The sequence below is a fragment of the Permianibacter aggregans genome, from assembly GCF_009756665.1.
In the GTDB taxonomy this organism is placed as follows: Bacteria; Pseudomonadota; Gammaproteobacteria; order Enterobacterales; family Permianibacteraceae; genus Permianibacter; species Permianibacter aggregans.
Map to the genome: position 1 here is coordinate 4,219,663 of NZ_CP037953.1, position 20,789 is coordinate 4,240,451.

Sequence of the window (20,789 nt, forward strand, 5' to 3'; positions counted from 1 at the left end):
CCAGTTGCTGGCAGTGTAGGGGCGCAAACGTTCAAGCAGCTTGATTTATGTCAATTGGCAGACAGGCTGTGGTGATGATGGTGTTGATGCGGGTCATCGGCGGACCAGAGCCCGGCACCGTTATGCCAGGCAATCCAGAGACCAAAGCCGATCAATGCCAGCGCCGAGACCCGGCGCAGCGCATTCGAGAACTGGAAACTGGAGGAGAGCAGCGCCGGCAGCAACATCGCCGGCAAGGTACCCAGCCCGAAAGCCAGCATGTAGAGTGCGGCATCAGCCGCGTCCATGCGCGCTGCGGCCACGGTCAAGGCGCTGTAGACCAAACCGCAGGGCAGTAGACCCCAGAGCATGCCGGCCAGCAAAGACGGGGCCAGTCCTTTGTTTTGCAAGGCACGGGCAAACCACGTTTTCACCGGCTGCCAGAGTTTGGCGCCGAGCCGTTCGAGTTTGGTCAGACCGAGCCACCAGCGGCCGATATATAACCCCATCGCAATCAGCATCAGCCCCGATAACACACGCACGGCAACTGCAAGCGGCTGCAGCTTTTGCAGGGGCAAAAGCATGACTAGCGCGCCTAACGTCCACCCAAGCACCGCGTAAGTCATGATGCGACCCGTGCCGTGCGCAGACAACTTCATGGCGCGCAGCCAGGCGGGGTCGCCACGAGTTTGCTGGCCAAGCGCCATGGCTATGCCGCCACACATCGGCAGACAGTGGCCGGCGCTCAACAGACCGGTGACAAACGCCGCAACAAGCCAGGGCAGTTCAGTCATGATCATCGCTATCGGATTGGTTGGGTTTTGCCGCTTTTTGCTCCATCAGAATGCTGTGACCGGCCGAATCCAAATCCTGAAACTGGCGCTTTTGCACCGCCCAGATAAACGCCCAAATCGCCACAGCCAGCATCAGCAAGCCGAGCGGAATCAACAGGAAAATCGCGCTCATGTCCGGCTTGCTCCAAATTCAGGTTTCAATTCAGGCTGGCGTGGAGTAGAGCTCAAATCAGCAGGCGGCGACATTGGCTCTTGCAGCTGCCATTGCCGCTGCTGGGCCAAGCGGCAGGAATTCAACGTCACCCACAGCGACGAGGCGGTCATGCCAAGCGCGGCCAGCCATGGCGAAATCCAGCCGATGCAGGCAAATGGAATGGCAATGACATTGTAAAGCAAAGCCCAACTCAGATTCTGACGAATGATCGCCTGGGTGCGGCCCGCATAACGAAGCGTCGCGGCAATCGCCGGCAATTGATCATGCAGCAGAATAATGTCCGCGTTCAGGCGCGAGACATCGGCGGCCGAGCCCATTGCCATCGACACATCGGAAGCGGCCAGCACGGCCGCATCGTTGACGCCATCGCCAATCATCAGCACCCGGCGTTTTTCTTTTTGCAACGCCTGCACGTACTGCATTTTTTGTTCGGGCAGACAGCGATAGCGGTACTGCGCCAATGGCAGATTCTGCGCGACGTGCCATACGCGTTGTTCGTTATCGCCCGACAACAAGTGCAGACGGTAACCTTGACTTTGCAACCACTGTAACGTCGCTTCAGTTTGCTCGCGCATTTTCTCGGTCAGCGTAAAGCTGGCGATCCAGTCTTTTTCGTCGGCGAGTACCACGGTGGCCTGACGACGAATGCCTTGATCGGCGACATCGATAAATTCGGCACTGCCGATGCGATAAGGCTTGCCATCAATCTCACCGGACATGCCCTGACCGGGAAACTCCTGAATATTATCGACGCGCAATTTTTGCTCGTTAACGCCAGCCAATGCTTTTGCCAACGGATGCGTGGAATAGTGTTCGAGACTGGCGGCCAATTGTTCTGCACGGTGCGCATCGGGATGGCGGGGGTTACGCACCATAGCTGCGACCCGTTGTTCGCCGGTGGTCAGTGTGCCGGTTTTGTCGAACACGATATCGGTGACACCAAGCAATTGCTCCATCGCTTCGGCGCGGCGAATCAACACCCCTTTTTGCAACAGAAACCGAATGGCGCTGGCCCAGGCTGTCGGCAATGCCAGCGACAAGGCGCAAGGGCAGGTGACGACCAACACGGCAATGGTGATATCCAGTGCGCGATTGGGTTCGACAAAAAGCCAGACGGCAAAAACGATAGCGGCGATCAGCAGAATGCCGGCGATGAAATAACGGGCGACCTTATCGGCCCAGAGTTGTATTCCCGGTTTGTGTTGCAAAGCTTGTTCACTGAGCCGGGAAAGTTGTGACAGATAGGTGTCGGTGCCAGCGTTCTCGACGCGCAATTCGATGGCATTGTCGGCGACCAGCGAACCGGCAAAAATGCGCGCATTAACTTGCTTGCCAATACGATCAGACTCACCGGTGATCTGGCTTTCGACGACGGTGGCTTTGCTGCTCAGCAAATCGCCATCGACCGGACAAACTTCGCCAGCCTTGATGCGAATCCGATCGCCACTTTGCAACGCGCTGACGGCGCTGATTTGCCAGCAGTCGTCTTGCCAGCGTTCGATCAATCTTGGCAGCAAGCGATGTTGAGTGCCGGAGAGGGTAATCACCCGTTGCCGCGCACGCAGTTCGAGAAAACGGCCGAGCAATAACAAGAACACAAACATGCCGACTGAATCGAAATAAATCTGACCTTGCTGCACCAATGTCGCATACAAGCTGGCAAAAAAAGCCAGCAAGATGGCAATCGACACCGATGTATCCATGGTCACACTGCGCATTTTCAATGCCGACCAAGCGCGACGGAAAAACACCTGACCGGAATACAGCACGACCGGTAGCGTCACCAGCATTGAACTCCAGCGCAGCCAATTTTCCTGCACCAATGTCAACTCGGAAAAGGCATCAAAATACAAGCCGAACGCGTACATCATCGACTGCATCATGCCAAAGCCGGCAACGGCCAATCGTTTCAGCAAATAACGCTGCTCTTCGGCGAGCGCGGTTTCCATCGCATCGGCGGAGAACGGTACCGCCTGATAACCGATTTGATGCAGTGCTGACAACAATGACACCATATCGGTTTCGCCACCGCACCAATGCAAGGTCAGTTTGCGATCGCTCAGTTGCACCTGCACCTGGCTGACGCCCGGTAGTTGTCGCAAATGGCGTTCGATCAACCAAGCGCAAGCCGGGCATTGCAGTTGCTCGACAAAAAAATCGGCCTCGGTATTGTCGCCATCATGCTGCACGATACCGGCATCTTCGGCGCTGCGGGCAAGCGCTTGCCACAAAGCTTCTGGTGGTGCCGCATCGGAGCGGCTCGCCGGTTGCGCGCGGTGCTGGTAATAACTGTCGAGACCTGCCGCGAAAATGGTTTCAGCCACTGCCTTGCAGCCCGCGCAACAAAACGGCAGCGCTTGCTCGTTTTGCTTCAGCATAAACTGCTGACCGGTCAACACCGGTTCATGGCAATGGAAACAGACGCTCATCGACTACAGCACCTCGGGTTGCAGCAGATTGATGCTATCGGCTTGCCACTGGCCGCGCAGTCGCCAACGCGCATCCTCGGGGCTCAACTCGGCATAGCCACGCCAATCGTCGTGCGCTGACCATTGCGCTTGAAACTGGAACGGGCCTACTCGGCGCAGTTCGATATGTTGATCCTGTTCTTCCTGAGTTGGATGAAACAGTTTCAGTTGCAGCGTATCGCCAACGGTTTCGACATCGTTACCCGCCAACATGATCACAATCTGGTTTTCGGCAATGAAGCCATTGGCCTTCAGCCCCATTGACTTTGCGCGTTGATCAGCCTGTTGCAAACGATTGAAGCTCATGCCTTTCTTATAATAGTCGTCGGTAACCATGTCATCCTGATTGATCAGGGCGATGGCCAGTGTCGACAAACCGGCAACAACAGAGGAGGCGGGCAGCAGCCACAGCAGCAGCCAAGGTAGGGCAAACCAGTTAACGCGCTTTTCGTTACTCATCGTGACCTCATATTGCCTGGTTTGACAAAGTTACTGGTTTCCACCACTTCAACCGTCTGATCCTGTTGGTCGGTGATGATAAATCGCACTTCCGAAGAGATATCTTTCAACTCATACGGGTCCATGCGCAAGCGTAGCGGCAAGGAGGCAATGGCACCAGACTCGACGCTGATTGTGGTATCGCCAATCAACTGATGGGTGACCGGTGCTTCCACACGCACCATGTACTGATGCGGCTGTTGATCCAGATTCATGATCTTCAACGTGTAGATATTTTCGACCAAGCCTTCATCGGTCAGTGAATACAGCTTGCCGCGATCTTTCAATATATCGACCCGTAGCGGCGAGCGCATGCTCAACGCGACGACAAACAACACCAGCAAGGTAAAAAGCAGCGCTCCATAAATCAGAATGCGCGGACGCATGATGCGGGTGCGATGTTCGGTTTCGTTGCGTTCGGTTGTGTAACGAATCAGGCCACGCGGGTAGGACATCTTGTCCATGATTTCATCGCAGGCATCAATGCAGGCGGCGCAGGCGATGCATTCAATCTGCAAGCCATCGCGAATATCAATGCCAGTCGGGCAAACATGCACGCATTGTTTGCAGTCGATGCAATCGCCGAGTGTCTGGCCGTCAACCACCGCATCTCTTTTGCGCGCACCACGCGGTTCGCCACGTTTTGGGTCGTAGGCGATGACCAGCGTATCGCGGTCAAACATTGCTCCCTGGAAACGAGCGTATGGGCACATGTAAATACAGACCTGTTCGCGCAGCTTGCCGGCATTGCCGTAGGTGGCAAAGCTGTAGAACAACACCCAGAACCAGGCCCAGCCACCGAGCGTGCCGGCCAGTATTTCAGTCGACAACTCACGAATGGGCACGAAGTAGCCAACGAAGGTATAACCGGTCGCCAACGCAAACAGAATCCACAGAGTATGTTTGGCGGTTTTCTTGCGAATTTTCTCTATGCTGAGCGGCGCCTTGTCGAGCCGCATACGGGCATTGCGATCACCTTCAGTGATTCGCTCCATCCATAAAAAGGCTTTGGTCCAGACCGTTTGCGGACAGGCATAACCGCACCAGAGTCGACCGGCCAGTGCGGTGAAAAAGAACAGGCTCAAGGCCGCCAGGATCAGCAGCCAGGACAGAAAAATGAAATCCTGTGGCCAAAGTGTCAGGCCAAACAAATGAAATTTTCGATTCGGTAAATCGAACAGAATCGCCTGACGATCATTCCAGGTCAGCCACGGCGCCAAATAATACCAGCCGAGCAGCAACCACATGGATGCGGTACGCAGCTTGGCGAAAACGCCGGAGATCTTTTTCGGATAGATCTTCGGCGGTTTGACGTACAGTTCCTGAACGGGAATGCGCTCGGTCATCATTCACTCTACAGCAGAAAACCCGGGCCGACTGGCGGCCCGGGTTTTGGTTTATTCGGAAGCTTTTTGCTCAGACAGCGAATAGACATACGCCGCCAGCAGATGCACCCGTTCTTCGCCAAGCAATTGCTCGAAGGCCGGCATCTGACCGCTGCGTCCGTGCTCAATGGTGTCGGTAATCGCTGCGTGACTGCCACCATACAACCAGGTGTTGTCGGTCAGGTTTGGTGCCCCGAGTTGATCGTTGCCCTTACCTTCAGCGCCGTGACAAGCCGCGCACAGTGTCGCGAATTTGTCTTTGCCCTGTTCGGCCAATTGTCGATCATGATCGCGATTGGCCAGCGACAACACGTAGTGACGCAAAGCGATGCGAGCTTTCTCGTCGGTGGTTTCCTTGAAGCCCGGCATCATGCCGGTACGGCCATTCAGAATCGACTGCTTGATTTGCTCCGGCTTGCCGCCGTAAAGCCAATCGCTATCGGTCAGGTTCGGGAAGCCCGGTGTACCTTGGGCATCAGATCCGTGGCAGACCGCACAATTCACCCCGAACAGACGCTGACCCATACCGATAGCTTCGGGATCTTTGGCCAAATCAGGAATACTGCGCTGGGCGAGGGCGTTGTACATCGGTTCGATGACCGCATTCACCTTTTGCACTTCCTCTTTGTACTGACCTTCCTGTGACCAGTTCAAATAACCTTTGAAATGACCGAGGCCAGGATAAAGCAGCAGATAAATTACCGAGAAAATGATCGTGATGTAGAACAACCACAGCCACCAGCGTGGTAGTGGATTGTTGTACTCCTCAATGCCGTCATAGGCATGATTGACTTTGCCATCGGTCTCGTCGGTTTTCAGGTTTTTGGTCCAGACCAGCAACCACCAGCAGCCGATAATATTCAGCACAACAATGGCAATGATATAGAGACTAACACCCAAACTCATATCACTGTTCCTTCTTCGAAGTGGTGGACGCACGGCCGGCGTTTTCTTTCGGTTCGTCGAGTGCCAGGCGTGCGGCTTCATCAAAACGTTTTTTTCGCGACGGGCTGTAGGCCCACCATGCTATGCCAAGGAACAGCACCAGCCAGATGACGGTCATGATGCCGCGTAATAATCCCGCTTCCATATGACTTACCTCTTGCTCTTGATCGTGGTGCCGAGGCCCTGCAGATAGGCGATCAGCGCATCCATTTCGGTTTTGCCTTTTACCGCGTCAGCAGCGCCATTGATGTCTTCGTCGCTGTAGGGCACGCCGAGTGTTTTCATTGCGCGCATTTTGGCGGCGGTTTCGCTGCCATCGAGCACATTGACTTCCAGCCACGGAAAGCTCGGCATGTTCGATTCCGGCACCACGATGCGAGGGTTGATCAAGTGCACGCGATGCCATTCATCACTGTAACGGCCACCAACACGGGCGAGATCCGGGCCGGTACGCTTCGAACCCCAGAGGAACGGATGTTCCCAGACAAATTCGCCGGCCAGAGAATAGTGTCCATAACGTTCCGTCTCGGCGCGGAATGGACGAATCATCTGGGTGTGACAGACATGGCAGCCTTCGCGAATGTACACATCACGACCTTCGAGCTGCAGCGCAGTCCATGGTTTCAGTCCTTCCACCGGTTCTGTCGTGTCTTTCAGAAAGAACAGCGGAACGATTTCGGCCAGACCGCCAAAACTGATGACGATGACAATGATCAGGGCCATCAAGCCGACATTTTTTTCAACAATTTCGTGCTTCATGATCTCTGCCTCAACCCGGTTGCGGAATCTTTCTGGTCACTTCATTGGCATGCGGCGAACCGGCCAGCGTGCGAACGACGTTGTAGACCATGATCAACATGCCGGCGAAAAACATCAGGCCGCCTAGCAAACGCACCAAATAATAGGGATGTTTGGCCTTCAGCGATTCAACAAAGGTGTAAACCAGCGTGCCGTCCGGGTTGGCATCCCGCCACATCAAACCTTCCATGACACCGGCAATCCACATCGAACTGATGTACAAAACGATGCCGATCGTCGCGACCCAGAAGTGCAGGCTGATCAAACTGGTGCTGTACATTTTTTCTTTGCCGAACAAACCGGGGATCAGCGAGTACAACGAACCAAACGTGATGAACGCGACCCAACCGAGTGCGCCCGAGTGCACGTGCCCCACGGTCCATTCGGTGTTGTGCGACAACGCGTTGACCGTTTTGATCGACATCATCGGGCCTTCGAATGTCGACATCATGTAGAACGACAAGCTGACGATCATGAAACGGATGATTGGATCAGTCCGCAACTTGTCCCAGGCACCACTCAGTGTCATGACACCATTGATTGCGCCGCCCCAGCTTGGCGCCAACAGAATCAGCGAGAACACCATGCCAAGTGACTGCGCCCAATCCGGCAATGATGAGTAATGCAAGTGGTGTGGACCAGCCCACATGTAAACGGCAATCAGCGCCCAGAAATGGACGACCGACAAACGATAGGAATACACCGGGCCATTGGCTTGCTTCGGCACAAAGTAATACATCATGCCGAGAAAGCCGGCGGTCAGGAAAAAGCCGACAGCGTTATGGCCATACCACCATTGCACCATCGCATCGACGGTGCCGGCGTAGGCCGAATACGACTTGGTCAGCGACACCGGAATCGCCGCGCTGTTGACAATGTGCAGCACGGCAATGGTCAGGATGAACGCGCCATAAAACCAATTGGCGACGTAGATGTGCGAGACCTTGCGTCGACGTATTGTTTCAAAAAACACAATCGCATAGGCCACCCAGACAATCGCAATCAGGATGTCAATTGGCCATTCCAGCTCGGCGTATTCTTTTGCTGAGGTATAACCGAGCGGCAACGAGACCGCCGCCAGCACGATCACCGCCTGCCAGCCCCAGAACACAAAAGAGGCAAGACCGGGAAAGGCAAGGGGGATATGACTGGTGCGTTGCACGACCCAGAACGAGGTGCCAATCAAGGCGCTGCCACCAAACGCGAAGATCACCGCATTGGTGTGCAACGGCCGCAACCGACCATAGCTGAGCCAAGGCAGGTCGAAGTTCAACTCAGGCCAAATCAATTGCGCGGCTATCAGGACACCAACCAGCATGCCGACAACACCCCAAACCAGGGTCGCTATCGTGAACTGCTGCACCACCTTTATGTGGTACTGGCCTGATATCGCGTGCGACGAACTCCCCATAATTCCTCCAGATGCTGCGTGAAAGGCCGGCGGTGGCGCACAGATACCGCCTGATTGGTTTAACAATTGGCGCTATTGTCAGGGATTGGCCGGCTACAAAACTTGACAAAGATCAAGCCGGTTCGGGCTCTGACGGTGGAAATTAGTCGAATGAAATCAAGAAATACGAACAGACGGGCGGCATCACGGTGCCTATTACACCGTGAACCGGGAGCGGATTGAACCAAGGAAACTGAATGTCCCTGCAAAAAGCAGGTGAATGGCATTTTGCCGGGCAGGCTTGCAACCGGCAATCCCGGTTTGATCAAGTTTGCGCGAGAAAGTCGGAAAAGCGTCATGCGTCAGGCCCGGCGCTCCACCTCCTGAAACACCTGCCCTCGGGGAACCGCGCTTAAGGCCTGCAGTTCCGACACGACAAACTGCAGTAAATCGTCGAGCGCGACGATGCCGAATAAACATCCTTGCGCATCCACCACCGGTAAACGTCGCACCTGTTTTTCATGCATCAGTGACACCACGTGCTCAATGTCATCCTGAACGTTGGCGACAACCAAGGGGCCGGTGATGATGTCGTGCGCGGTCAAATCGTCAGGTGACAACTGCTTGGCAATTACCTCAATGACGATATCGCGATCGGTGATCAGCCCCACCGGCGTCAGCTTGCTGCCGATGGGGTCGGCGATAACGACAGCGCCAACATGGTATTCACGCATCATCTCAGCGATTCGGGTAATCGAGTCGTGGCGTTTGGCCGTGATGACGGCGGGATCGCAAACCTGCTTTAGTTGCATGATGATCTTCCAGGATAGTTTTTCCGAATGATGCGCAAACCGGTGACAACGAAAAAAATATAGTCAATGTGCAGCCACTGACCAAATTGTCGTGACATTTACCGGAAACCATTCGGTGTCGACGAATGAGTGACAAGGCAAAGGAATATTGGAATAGATTTTAATTCGTCGGAGAAATAACCAGTCGAACTCGCTGCTAACGCATTCATTTGCCTACTATCGCAATGCTCTAAACTGAAAACATATCGACGCAAAGGCAAGGAGCAGATCATGGATAAAGCGACACAATTGCTCGAGACTGTCAGTGAGCTGACCAAGCGCGGAAAGGGCATTTTGGCCGCCGATGAAAGTACCCCAACCATCAGCAAGCGCTTGCAGGCACTGAATATTGACAGTAGCGAATCGACCCGGCGCACGTATCGAAATCTGTTGTTCACGACACCGGGCATCAACCAGTTTCTGAATGGCATCATCCTGTTTGAAGAGACCTTGTTTCAGAAAACTGACGAAGGAACCGTAGTTCCGGATTTCTTGCGCAAACACCAGATCATGTCCGGCATCAAAGTTGACAAAGGATTGGTGCCACTGACAAACGCCGACGGCGATACGATCACTCAAGGGCTGGATGGACTCGCCGATCGCTTGCGCCAGTATCGTGAAGCCGGGGCGTGTTTCGCCAAATGGCGCGAGGTCTACCGTATTTCTGAGCACAATCCCACTTCACTCGGTTTGCGCTCGAATGCCGAAGTGTTGGCGCGCTATGCCGCCATGTGTCAGGAACAATTGATGGTGCCCATCGTTGAACCCGAAGTGTTGATGGATGGCGATCATTCAATGGCGCGCTGCTCAGAAGTGTCAGAAGCCGTGCTGACCAGCGTGTTCGAGGCGCTGCATGCTCATCACGTATTGTTGGAAGCGGTGGTGCTAAAGCCTTCGATGATATTGCCGGGCAAAAGCAGCTCACACAAAGCCCTCCCGGAACTGGTGGCCAGTGAAACCATGAAAGTATTGAGTCGCACGGTGCCGGCAGCGATACCCAGCATCAATTTTCTGTCTGGTGGCCAATCGGCGACCGAGGCAACCGCAAACTTGCAAGCGCTGAACGCAAAATATCCAAAAGCTCCGTGGCGTTTGTCATTTTCGTATTCACGGGCCTTGCAAGCGCCAGTTATGGCGGCATGGGCAGGTAAGGAAAGCAATCGAAAATTGGCTCAAGGTATCTTCGCTCGGCGTGTCGAGCTGAATGGCTTGGCTTGTCGAGCAGAATACGACAGTAATATGGAAACAGAATGAACCACTTGGGCGTTCGGAATCCGTTGTGACGAAAGAACACGTCAGTAGCGGTTGTCCATAAGGTTATGGCGATGCCCGGTGATTACTGCGCAGCGCTTGGTTGCGCACGCTTCGCCGGAAGGCTCGCGTTTTCGCGATGAAAGTACATGTTTTTTTCGCGAGATCGCTTCTCAACGTCAGTTGTAGAAGCTCATCAAGATATTTCTGACAGATCGTTTTGCTCATTTTTCGCGTACAGACATACAAGGTGATGCAGAAGTCATCAGGAATACCGTGGGTGATTTGCACGCGGAGCGGTTGAGATCCACCGATGGCAGGCACCCCCGTTAGCATCTGTGCGGGTAAGACACCCGCTCTACCTGGAATCGTTCTTGCAGCATTCAAGATATCCGTTCATGGAATTCGATAACTGAAAGGAGGTACACGCATGGCTACACACAGCGCAATGAAAGCTCGTCCGGAAGAAGTGGTCACTCATGGCGGCATCGCCCGTGATGATCGGCTTGAACTGGCGGATCGGCTCAGCGAAGTTTTGGCTGATACCTATTTACTGTATGTCAAGACGCAAGGTTTTCACTGGAACGTTGTTGGTCCGTTGTTCGTCGGCATGCACAAACTGACTGAGCAGCAGTATGAAGACATGGCTGAGGCCATCGACACCATTGCCGAGCGCATTCGCGCCATTGGTTTCCCGGCACCCGGCAGCTTCCAGCAATTCAAGAAAATGGCATCGATTGAAGAAGAAACGGGCACTCCGACTGCCCTGGAAATGATTCAGCAGTTGATCGACGGCAATGAGTCCTGTGCTCGCAAGCTGAGAAAAGCCGTAATGGAAGCGGAAAAAGTCAAGGATGTCAAAACCGCTGATTTGCTCACCGATCGTATTGGTCAGCACGAAGAAAACACTTGGATGCTGCGAGCTCTGCTGGCGTAACAGGCATCCCATGCACTGAAATCGCCTGATTATCAGTGCAAACGACAGATATCCGGCAAGAGCCGGATATCTGCGTTTTTCTGAATTGTTTTTTATACCTTTACCGTGTCCTTTATAACGGCATGTTGCAAGGGCGATGATTTTTATTCGCAGCAAATCACCGGCGCGATCAAGTGAGCATTTTAACCCGTGTCGGCGCAACTTAGCTGCTAGACTGAGGAGCAGCGGTATTCAACCACCTGCTGCTCACATCTGAATTTTCCTGTCGCCTTGGCTTTTCAGTGCAATGACAGCGCGTTGTCGCAATAGCTGTTCCCGTGAGAAGCATATTGGCTAGCATGCAACATGACGTATCATGGGACCAGATTTCATGGAATGCGCCGATCATCTTCACGGGATGAGCGGCTCAGTGAGGGAGCAATTTATGGCAAGCCGAATGTCGATTATCAGCGATGATCCGGCATTATCTGAGGAACTCAAAAAAACTTTTCAACGAGACGATTGGCAAATCGATAGTTATGCACAGCCGCTTCAAGCCAGAGGCGTGCTGTTGGAGCAGGCTTTCGAGCCGCGCGTTGTTGTGGTCGCCATGCGTGTACTCAGCCAAGAGGCATTGGATGAGCTGAAATCGCTGCATGACTCCATGGAATGCGGCGAATGGATTTATCTGATTGCCGATCAGGAGCAGTCACCATCGGCGCAAGTCAACCGCCTGGCGTTTGATGTGCTCGACCAACCGGCGGACCTGGAACGACTGGCACTGCTGGCACAACGAGCCTGGCGTTCTGCTCTGACACGCTGGCATCTGCGCCACTACACCACCACCGAACGCAAGCGCTTCAGCTTTGAAGCGTATCAAGGCACCAGTCCGGCCGTAGAGGAAGTGCGCTCATTGTTGAAACAGCTTTCCGATGTGCCGCTCAGTACGCTGATCATCACCGGCGAAACCGGAACAGGCAAAGGGCTGGTTGCGCGCATTCTGCACTATTGTGGAGAGCGCCATAAGGAACCGCTTGTCGAGTTGAACTGTGCGGCGTTACCGAAAGAACTGTTGGAATCACAATTGTTCGGGCATGAGGCAGGAGCGTTCACCGGTGCCCGAACTCGTCACCACGGTTTGTTTGAGCAGGCTAACGGCGGCACGCTTTTTCTTGATGAAATCGGCGACATGGATCTGGAGCTGCAAGCCAAATTATTGAAGGCCATTGAAGACAAGAAAATTCGACGACTGGGTGGTGAGCGGGAGATTGATGTCGACTTGCAGATTTTCGCCGCCACCAGTGTCAATCTCGAACAAGCCGCCAGAGAAGGAAAACTGCGGGAAGATTTATATCATCGCCTGAGTGTATTCAGCATTCACCTGCCACCATTGCGCACCCGCAAAGAGGACATGATGGATCTGGTGCCGCGTATCGTCGCTGAGTTCAATCTCAAAGCCAACAAGAAGATCGACGTCATCCCGAACAAGGTATGGGAGCAATTGATGGCTTATAATTGGCCGGGAAATATTCGGGAATTGCGCAACGTCATCGAGCGTTGCGTGCTGCTGTCCAAGGACGAAGTATTTCCGGCACGTTGGCTGCAATTGCCAGACAGTGAAACCGCGTCTTCCCGCCAGCCAAGCAGCGATGAAGCGGCGTTGCTGGTGCCGTTGGATGGCAGCATGGCGTTGGAAGAGATTGATCGCATGGTCATCCAAAAAGCGTTGAAGCTGAACAACTTCAACGTCACCGAAATAGCGCGAGTGCTGGGCACTACGCGGGAAACCCTGCGTTACCGGATACAGAAATACGACTTGAAACAGCGTGCCTGAGCGGGTTATCTGCCCCGATAAAAGGGGTATTTCCCCCAAGGTTGCTGTGAGCGGGGCATTTGATCGCGTAGCCAGACATGCTCGCCTGGTAACCGGCACATATGCTGCATGAAGTGATGTATCACGATAATTTTCCATCGAAAAAGGAGAGGACATCATGAACAGACAAGAAGCATACCAACAGAAACTGCAAGCCAATATGGATGAATGGCAAGCGAAGATCGATCAACTGAAAGCCAAAGCAAAGCAGGAAAAAAGCGATGTGCGTATTCAGATGGACAAAGAGTTGGAGAAAATTCGCGCCAAGCAGGATGAGGCAAGAGAGCGTTTGCGCGCGGTCAGCCAAGCCAGCGGCGATTCCTGGGAGGAATTGAAGAAAGGCACCGACCGTGCATTTGACGAAGTCAGTGAGTCGGTAAAGTCAGCCTACAACAAGTTGAAGAATGCCTAGGTCTACACAAGGCTTGCTGAACAGCCCATTCAGAGTGGAGCGTCGTTAGCACGTTTCTAAACATGCAGAGTTGAAACTGGCCATACACCCGTTTCGACACCATGACACAGGAGAAAAGAAACCATGACATTGTATCGACAGATTGTGTATCCGGCGTTACTGGCCATGGTCGTAGTGGCAGGTGGTTGCGGCGACCAGAAGAAAATGGAGGAGCAAGAACCAGAGAAAACCTCGCCAGCAGCGCAGCCCTCTGAGCCAGCGGATCAAGGCGATATGGGGCCAACGCCGGCGCAGAAAGTCGTGCTGGAATGGGAAGAATTCACCAATCAGCTAGCGCAGTACACGGCCACCCAGCGCGACGAAGCAGCAGCCACCATTGATCAGCAAATGCAAAAAATGGATGCGCGCATCAATCAGGTCGAGCAGCAAGTGGCGAACATGGGCGAGGAGGTCAATCAGGAAGTGAAGCTGCAACGCCAACAACTGCTCGACACCATCAAACAAAATCGCACAGAGCTGGCCAACTGGACCAAAGAAGTCCGAACCGACAGCGGCAAAGCCTGGGATGAAGTGGTCAAGGGATTCTCAAGCGCTTACGGCACACTGGCCGAGTCACTGAATCGTGCTGAAAAGGAGTTTGAAGACGATGAAGCCCCGGAAAATCAACAGGGAGAGCAGCAGAAAGAAGGGGCCTGATTATCAGCACTCACAATAAAAGCCGAAGCAGATCTGCTTCGGCTTTTTTATTACGGTTAGTTTGTATTGCGCGGTGGGATTAATCCTGATGGCGTACCCAACGTCTAGCCTTGTCAAGTTCAGTCGCCGGATAGTATTCCACTTCGGCACCGGTGAAGGGTTTCGACAGGGTTGCCATCCATTCCTTGTTGTTGTCGTCACTGACAATCGCCAGGCGCGAGACATCACTGTAGTGCTTGGCATCCCACTTCAAATCCTCCCAAAGTGCCGATGGCGTCCAGCCTTCGAGACGCGAAACATTGATCAGCAAATCCAGTTTGCCTTGTTTGGCGATGCGTGACTCGGCTTTCGGAATAAATGTCTCATAGTCCTCTTTTTGCAGTTTGCCGAACACATTCAGCTCCAACGCCGCGTCACCGAGCTGAGAGATGGTCAAAGCCATTGTTTACCTCCTTCGTCTGTGCATCGATTGGCCCATTTCGCTTGCCAATTCTCGCTGATGCTGTGCCGCTGCAGAGGGCTCGGCACACGAAATGCAGGTGGTTTGATATGACCGAGCGTTCTCCAGCAATAGGACCGTGGAAACACCCGTTCAAGAAAATTCACTTGCGCATCATCCTTTAATTCAAGCATGTGACATGCCAGTGATTTTGCAAACGCCCAGACGACAAACTCTGGATGAAAAAGGAGGCGAACATGACAACGCAAAAACAACGTGAAGCAGCGAAAGAGAATATCAAGAAAGCCCAGGAGGCATGGCAGAACATGTCTTCGCGCCAGCGTTCGTTGGCACAGCCGGAAGGAAGGGAAAGGGAAAAGCCGGGTCGAGGCGGCGAGGGCGATTATTATCATGTCGGTGTGCGCGAAAAGAACGATTTCGAAACATTCAGAACCCACGATATCGGTGATGAAGGCGGTTTGCAGCGCGTTGCCGGTAAACGCAGCAGTGGTTCCTGGGATACCGTGAAATGGCTGATCAGCAAGGATTTTGCCCACGTCGAAGACGGCAAACTGATCCCGGACCATGATGACGCCAAAGATTTGCTCGACAAGCTCGGCTCTGAACCCAAACATGTCAAAGGCGACATGTTCGAAGCCAAGCCACGCCCCAACGTTCCAGAAAAAAACAAGCCGACTGAGGCACAAAAGAAAGCGCGTCAGGAGAACATCAAGAAGGCACAGAAAGCTCGGCATGGCGACGACAATGAATGAGCAGTAAATGCTTGGCCATTGCCGCTTGACGGAGCCGTCAATGCGCTTGGAAACGCGGCCTAAATGCACCAGGCCAGCGGCAAAACCACCACGACAAAATGAGGCCTGTACAGTGGTTTCAGGAGACCAATGGCGCTCATCGTTTTCTGCTCCGCGTAATATCGCTCGTCAGCGCAATGCTGGGCTGAAAGTCGACTATCTCAATACCGCGTTTAACGTTGGTGCGGTTCTTGCGTTAATGATCATGACGGCAATGAATTAGCCATTATCCGAACGCTGTTCAGGAATCTGTCCAAACCGTGATGTGTGCTGTTGTTCGCTGTAGCGATTAAGACAACGACGATTGAATGGCGATGGGCAATGGTGATTGCCGTTGATTGCGCTGAAGGCCATGTAGCGGCAACTGCTGAACAGAATTTGTCGCTTCGCCTTCAACATCGCTTCAGCGAACACACACAGCCGCAAACGGGCTGTTTTGACATTCAGGAAAGGAGGATAACGATGAAAGTCAGCGAAGCAATGAGCAAGAACGCCGAATACCTGGCGCCTTCCACTACCATCATGGCTGCTGCAAAAAAGATGCGTGATATGGATTGCGGTTTTCTGCCAGTCAGCGATGAAAAAAAAGAAAAGCTGCAGGGCGTCATTACCGACCGCGACATCACTGTCCGTGCTGTCGCGGAAGGGCTTTCCACACAGGAAACCCGTGTGGACAAGATCCTCAGTGAGAAAGTGCTGTACTGCTTCAAGGACGATGATATTGAGTCGGCTGCCGACAGCATGCGCAAGCAGCAGGTCTATCGCCTGATTGTGCTGGACAACAAGAATGACAAGAACCTGGTTGGCATTCTGTCTCTTGGCGATATCGTTCGTCATGATCAGGAATCCGTCGCCTCGCACGCAGCAAAAGGTATTTCGAAGTCAGCAGCATGAAGTTGGTATGTGGGGCGCCCTTCCGCTACGCATTCATCCTGAGTGCGTAGCGTGATGCGGCGACCGCAGAGCTAACCAATCAGCAAGAATGAGGAGTAGTCAAATGAAAACCATTACTCGGGATGAATTAAAGCGGATGAACGACATGGAGCATCGTGATTTTGTGTTGATCAACGTGCTACCGAAGGATGCATTCAATGAGCAGCACATTCGCACCTCAATCAACATCCCGCTTGAGAGCGATGATTTCATCAAGAAAGTGGAATTGGTGGCTGGAGATAAGGAGCGGGATATCGTTGTTTATTGTGCCAGCACGGATTGTGATGCATCGCCAAAAGCGGCGAAGAAGCTCGAAAAAGCGGGCTTTTCCAATATCTACGATTATGAAGGCGGCACCAAGGATTGGTTCAAGCAAAAATCCGCCGCCTGAGCGGCAACACATGCCCGAACTGATTCCAGGCGGGCGCATGACAGCGGAGGACTACCGTAACCGTTCCACATGACGCCTTGCCTGTTGTCGTTTGGTTAGCGCCGAGTCGATGCTATTCAACCCAGGCAAAAGGGAAAAATGAACAAGAAACAGCGATCAGTAGTATTGATTACTGGTTCAGCCGGTGCCATTGGCAGTGCATTGGTTGCCAAACTGAAACGGCACTATACCGTCATTGGCACTGACAGACCGGGCACGGACTGCGATCTGGAAATGGACATCACGTCACCGCAGTCCATCACTGCTGCCTGCAAGAAAATGAAAAAAGAGCATGGTGAGAAGCTGGCCGCGGTCGTGCATCTGGCGGCTTACTTTGATTTTACCGGTGAGCCGCATCCGCTTTATGAAAACGTCAATGTCCATGGCACCGAAAACCTGATCAAAGGCTTGCAGAGCTTTGATATCGAGCGTTTTATCTATTCCAGCACCATGCTTGTGCACGAGCCCGGTGTGGTCGGTGAAACCATCGACGAGCAAGCACCGCTGGCGCCGCGCTGGCCTTATCCGCAATCAAAACTCGACGCCGAGAACATGATTCACCGCCACCACGGTGACATGCCATATCTTATTCTGCGCTTGGCCGGGCTTTACGACGATCAAACCTGCGTGCCAACGTTGGCCAATCAGATCGCGCGAATCTTCGAACACGACGCCAAGAGCGTGTTGTATGCCGGTGACAGTCGAGCCGGGCAATCATTCATCCATCTGAACGACATGCTGGCACTGTTTCAAGCGGCCATCGCCAAACGTAACGAACTCCCGGATCAATGCGAGCTATTGGCCGGAGAGCCGGAAACGATCAGCTATCAGGAATTACAGAATGAGATCGGCCGCCTGATCCACGGTTCACGTCAATGGTCGACACTGCAACTGCCGAAGCCATTGGCCAAGGCGGGCGCCTGGTTGCAGGAAAAGTCTGAGCCGGTGGTGCCGGACCAATTGGATTACGGTGAGAAACCTTTTATTCGGCCATTCATGGTCGATATGGCTTCTGACCATTATGCGCTGAATATCGGCAAAGCCTCCGAGCTGCTCGATTGGCAACCGAAGCATAAAGTGATCAATGTATTGCCCAGCATTATTTCGGCACTGAAGGATGACCCATTGACCTGGTACCGTCAGCACGGCATCACGCCACCGAGCTGGATGGAAACCGCTGAGGAGCTGGAGCAAAACCCGCACGAACTGCGTCAACAATACGAAAAAAAATATCGTGCCACGCACAAGGAATTTCTCTGGGCGCATGTGCTGAATATCGCCATGGGCTTATGGTTGCTGACGTCTCCGATGACGCTCGGCTATCAATCCACCGCGATGATGATCAGCGATCTCGCCAGCGGTGTGGCGATGCTCGTGCTTGGTATTTTCGCGCTGTCGCCAAAGCCGATTCTGCGCTTTAGCCGGTGGGCGCTTGGTGCCGTCGGTTTATGGTTGCTGTTTGCTCCGTTGGTGTTCTGGGCACCAACCGCTGCCGCCTACTTGAACGGCACCATCATTGGCACATTGGTGATTGGTTTCGCCTTGTTGGCGCGACCGTTTCCCGGTGTGTCGCCGATCGCGTCGGAAACCGGCCCGGAAATTCCACCTGGCTGGAATTTTTCGCCATCCGCGTGGATTCAACGTTTTCCGATCATCGCGCTGGCCTTCGTCGGATTTTTCATTTCTCGCTATCTGGCCGCGTATCAGCTTGGCCATGTCGATGCGGTGTGGGAACCGTTTTTTCCTGGCGCATTGACTGACGGCAAAAACGGCACCGAGGAAATCATTACCTCATCGGTTTCCAAAGCCTGGCCTGTGCCCGATGCTGGCATCGGCAGTCTAACTTATCTGCTGGAAATTCTGACCGGCATGATTGGCTCAAACAAACGCTGGCGCACCATGCCATGGCTGGTCTTGCTGTTTGGTTTCATGATTGTGCCGCTCGGTGCCATCTCGATCACCTTCATCATCATCCAGCCGATCATTCTGAATACCTGGTGCACGCTGTGCCTGATTGCGGCAGCGGCGATGCTGCTGCAAATCCCGTATTCGTTTGACGAGATTGTTGCCACGCTGGCATTCCTGCGACGCCGAGCCAAACTTGGCAAACCGTGGATGCAGATTCTGTTTACCGGTGATACCGACGAGGGTTCGCCCGTGAAAACCGACAAGGATATTGATGATATCGAGCGCCCCGGGCGAGAAATTCTCAAGGACATGGTTGGCGTTGGTGGCGGCGTTTCTGCGCCGTGGCATTTGTGCGCCTGCCTGTTTATTGGTGTCTGGCTGATGTTCACCCGCATCACGCTTGGCAACGACGGCAATATGGCAAACGCCGATCATTTGGTTGGCGCATTGGTGGTGACCATTACCGTCACGGCATTCGCCGAAGTCATGCGCAGCATTCGCTTCTTGAATATTTTCCTTGGTATGAGCTTGCTGATCACACCATTTATTTTCAGCACCAGCATGGTATCGATTGTCAGCACATTATTGTGCGGACTGGCGCTGATTGGATTCAGTTTGCCGCGCGGCAAGATTGAGAATCCCTATGGTCAGTGGAGCAAAGTGATTTTATAGCAATGAACTAGCAATCCTGATTTAACTGGAGAAAAGGAGCTTACGATGAAAACGACCTGGTTTGTTATTGCCGATGGCACCAAAGCCTCGGTGTTGAATTATCGAGGCACTGGTGATCAACTGGACCCAATCGATGGTGGCGAACTGCGCCATATGAACAAACCGACCCGGGAGATCGCCAGCGACCGGCAAGGTCGCCGGTTTCAGCGTGGTGACCAATCGCGCTCGGCGATGGAACATCCGACTGATCCGCAGGAATTTGAGAAGACCCGCTTCGCCGGTGAGGTCGTCGAGTATTTGCAGGAGCATCGTGATGATTATCAGCAACTGGTATTGGTCGCGGCACCGAAAATGCTTGGCTATATGCGCGACAATATGCCACGCGAGCTGCAACGCAAGGTGATTGTTGAAACCGACAAGGAAATGACCAATGTGCCGGTTCGCGATTTAGCCAATCTGCTGCAATCGGAAATGAAATCGGCCCGCTCGCTGCAGCATCAATAATGCGTAGCGAAGTGTAGGCGATCAGATGAGCGAGAAACCCAGCTTTCATCAGCAAGATGATCAACGAGGCAAAGCACTACGGGACTACTGGCCGCTGACGATACTGGTGCTGGTCTCGATCAGCGCCGGATTCGCGCTGGCCTGGCAGCAAGATTTTTCCGTGCGCCAGATCATGCACGGCAGCATGGGGTTTTTCCTGTGCGTGTTTGCGTTGCTTAAGCTGTTTCACCCGCAGGCATTTGCCGGGGGCTTCAGCATGTATGACCTGCTGGCAAAGCGCTGGCGGCCGTACGCGTATGTTTACCCGTTCATCGAGTTGTTACTCGGTCTTGCCTATCTGGCGCACTGGCAACGCCATCTGGTGTACAGCGCCACGATCATCATCATGGTATTTGGCGCGGTCGGTGTGGTGTACGCGTTGACACGTGATCTGGATATCAATTGTCCATGCATGGGCTCGATACTCGACGTGCCATTGTCCACCGTCACACTGACGGAAAACCTGGGCATGGCGCTGATGGCGTCCGTCATGTTGCTGGCGACGGTGTAGTCGCCAGCCGGTACGAAATTCCTTAATGGCGCGGAACCACCATGACAACATTGAAAAATCCTATCCGGCAA

The 20,789-nt window shown here is 53.5% G+C and carries 22 protein-coding genes; 11 read left to right on the top strand and 11 right to left on the bottom strand.

Annotation, left to right across the window (positions count from 1 at the left end; genetic code table 11):
• Positions 1-50: 50 nt before the first annotated feature.
• The 10 genes from E2H98_RS18955 to E2H98_RS19000 all read right to left on the bottom strand — a co-directional run bounded on the left by E2H98_RS18955 (position 51) and on the right by E2H98_RS19000 (position 9,283).
• Complete coding sequence (locus E2H98_RS18955; RefSeq protein WP_157591472.1) at positions 51-773, bottom strand: sulfite exporter TauE/SafE family protein; 723 nt, start codon at positions 771-773, stop codon at positions 51-53.
• Positions 766-945, bottom strand: coding sequence for a cbb3-type cytochrome oxidase assembly protein CcoS (gene ccoS / locus E2H98_RS18960; protein WP_133592499.1), 180 nt, complete (start codon positions 943-945; stop codon positions 766-768). Before ccoS ends, E2H98_RS18955 begins: the two co-directional genes overlap by 8 nt.
• A complete protein-coding gene (locus tag E2H98_RS18965; protein WP_133592501.1) occupies positions 942-3,416 on the bottom strand; it encodes a heavy metal translocating P-type ATPase in 2,475 nt (824 codons plus the stop codon). Before E2H98_RS18965 ends, ccoS begins: the two co-directional genes overlap by 4 nt.
• Before the next feature lie 3 nt (positions 3,417-3,419).
• Entirely contained in the window at positions 3,420-3,914 is a 495-nt protein-coding gene (locus E2H98_RS18970; RefSeq protein ID WP_133592503.1) for a FixH family protein, read from the bottom strand.
• A complete protein-coding gene (ccoG, locus tag E2H98_RS18975) occupies positions 3,911-5,299 on the bottom strand; it encodes a cytochrome c oxidase accessory protein CcoG (protein WP_408634857.1) in 1,389 nt (462 codons plus the stop codon). Before ccoG ends, E2H98_RS18970 begins: the two co-directional genes overlap by 4 nt.
• 51 nt (positions 5,300-5,350) lie before the next feature.
• Complete coding sequence (gene ccoP / locus E2H98_RS18980) at positions 5,351-6,244, bottom strand: cytochrome-c oxidase, cbb3-type subunit III (protein ID WP_133592507.1); 894 nt, start codon at positions 6,242-6,244, stop codon at positions 5,351-5,353.
• A gap of 1 nt (position 6,245) precedes the next feature.
• Positions 6,246-6,428 (bottom strand): cbb3-type cytochrome oxidase subunit 3, encoded by a 183-nt coding sequence (locus tag E2H98_RS18985; protein ID WP_133592509.1) that lies wholly within the window; start codon positions 6,426-6,428, stop codon positions 6,246-6,248.
• 5 nt (positions 6,429-6,433) lie between these two features.
• A complete protein-coding gene (ccoO, locus tag E2H98_RS18990; protein ID WP_133592511.1) occupies positions 6,434-7,042 on the bottom strand; it encodes a cytochrome-c oxidase, cbb3-type subunit II in 609 nt (202 codons plus the stop codon).
• A 10-nt stretch (positions 7,043-7,052) separates the two neighbouring features.
• Positions 7,053-8,492: a cytochrome-c oxidase, cbb3-type subunit I gene (ccoN, locus tag E2H98_RS18995; RefSeq protein ID WP_133592513.1), complete on the bottom strand. Its 1,440-nt coding sequence runs from the start codon at positions 8,490-8,492 to the stop codon at positions 7,053-7,055.
• 341 nt (positions 8,493-8,833) lie between these two features.
• Complete coding sequence (locus E2H98_RS19000) at positions 8,834-9,283, bottom strand: CBS domain-containing protein (RefSeq protein ID WP_133592515.1); 450 nt, start codon at positions 9,281-9,283, stop codon at positions 8,834-8,836.
• Positions 9,284-9,553: 270 nt separating this feature from the next.
• Between E2H98_RS19000 and E2H98_RS19005 the strand changes: the two genes are divergently transcribed.
• The 5 genes from E2H98_RS19005 to E2H98_RS19025 all read left to right on the top strand — a co-directional run bounded on the left by E2H98_RS19005 (position 9,554) and on the right by E2H98_RS19025 (position 14,470).
• On the top strand, positions 9,554-10,576 hold the full coding sequence (locus E2H98_RS19005; RefSeq protein WP_133592517.1) for a class I fructose-bisphosphate aldolase: 1,023 nt from the start codon (positions 9,554-9,556) through the stop codon (positions 10,574-10,576).
• Positions 10,577-11,003: 427 nt separating this feature from the next.
• A complete protein-coding gene (locus E2H98_RS19010; protein WP_232475436.1) occupies positions 11,004-11,510 on the top strand; it encodes a Dps family protein in 507 nt (168 codons plus the stop codon).
• 424 nt (positions 11,511-11,934) lie between these two features.
• Positions 11,935-13,323 (top strand): sigma-54 interaction domain-containing protein, encoded by a 1,389-nt coding sequence (locus E2H98_RS19015; protein WP_133592519.1) that lies wholly within the window; start codon positions 11,935-11,937, stop codon positions 13,321-13,323.
• A 157-nt stretch (positions 13,324-13,480) separates the two neighbouring features.
• Positions 13,481-13,774: a sll1863 family stress response protein gene (locus E2H98_RS19020; protein ID WP_133592520.1), complete on the top strand. Its 294-nt coding sequence runs from the start codon at positions 13,481-13,483 to the stop codon at positions 13,772-13,774.
• Positions 13,775-13,897: 123 nt separating this feature from the next.
• Complete coding sequence (locus E2H98_RS19025) at positions 13,898-14,470, top strand: sll1863 family stress response protein (protein WP_133592522.1); 573 nt, start codon at positions 13,898-13,900, stop codon at positions 14,468-14,470.
• A gap of 79 nt (positions 14,471-14,549) precedes the next feature.
• Here E2H98_RS19025 and E2H98_RS19030 read toward each other — a convergent pair whose 3' ends face one another.
• Positions 14,550-14,912 carry a SpoIIAA family protein gene (locus E2H98_RS19030; RefSeq protein WP_133592524.1) on the bottom strand — a complete coding sequence of 121 codons (363 nt, stop codon included), beginning with the start codon at positions 14,910-14,912 and terminating at the stop codon, positions 14,550-14,552.
• Positions 14,913-15,166: 254 nt separating this feature from the next.
• Between E2H98_RS19030 and E2H98_RS19035 the strand changes: the two genes are divergently transcribed.
• The 6 genes from E2H98_RS19035 to E2H98_RS19060 all read left to right on the top strand — a co-directional run bounded on the left by E2H98_RS19035 (position 15,167) and on the right by E2H98_RS19060 (position 20,718).
• Positions 15,167-15,682, top strand: a complete 516-nt coding sequence (locus tag E2H98_RS19035) for a hypothetical protein (RefSeq protein WP_133592526.1) — start codon at positions 15,167-15,169, stop codon at positions 15,680-15,682.
• Positions 15,683-16,183: 501 nt separating this feature from the next.
• On the top strand, positions 16,184-16,615 hold the full coding sequence (locus tag E2H98_RS19040) for a CBS domain-containing protein (protein WP_133592528.1): 432 nt from the start codon (positions 16,184-16,186) through the stop codon (positions 16,613-16,615).
• A gap of 103 nt (positions 16,616-16,718) precedes the next feature.
• Entirely contained in the window at positions 16,719-17,045 is a 327-nt protein-coding gene (locus E2H98_RS19045) for a rhodanese-like domain-containing protein (RefSeq protein ID WP_133592530.1), read from the top strand.
• Between the two features lie 138 nt (positions 17,046-17,183).
• Positions 17,184-19,664 (top strand): vitamin K epoxide reductase family protein, encoded by a 2,481-nt coding sequence (locus E2H98_RS19050; protein ID WP_133592532.1) that lies wholly within the window; start codon positions 17,184-17,186, stop codon positions 19,662-19,664.
• 45 nt (positions 19,665-19,709) lie between these two features.
• Positions 19,710-20,168 carry a host attachment protein gene (locus E2H98_RS19055; RefSeq protein WP_133592534.1) on the top strand — a complete coding sequence of 153 codons (459 nt, stop codon included), beginning with the start codon at positions 19,710-19,712 and terminating at the stop codon, positions 20,166-20,168.
• 25 nt (positions 20,169-20,193) lie between these two features.
• Entirely contained in the window at positions 20,194-20,718 is a 525-nt protein-coding gene (locus E2H98_RS19060; RefSeq protein WP_133592536.1) for a MauE/DoxX family redox-associated membrane protein, read from the top strand.
• Positions 20,719-20,789 lie beyond the last annotated feature (71 nt).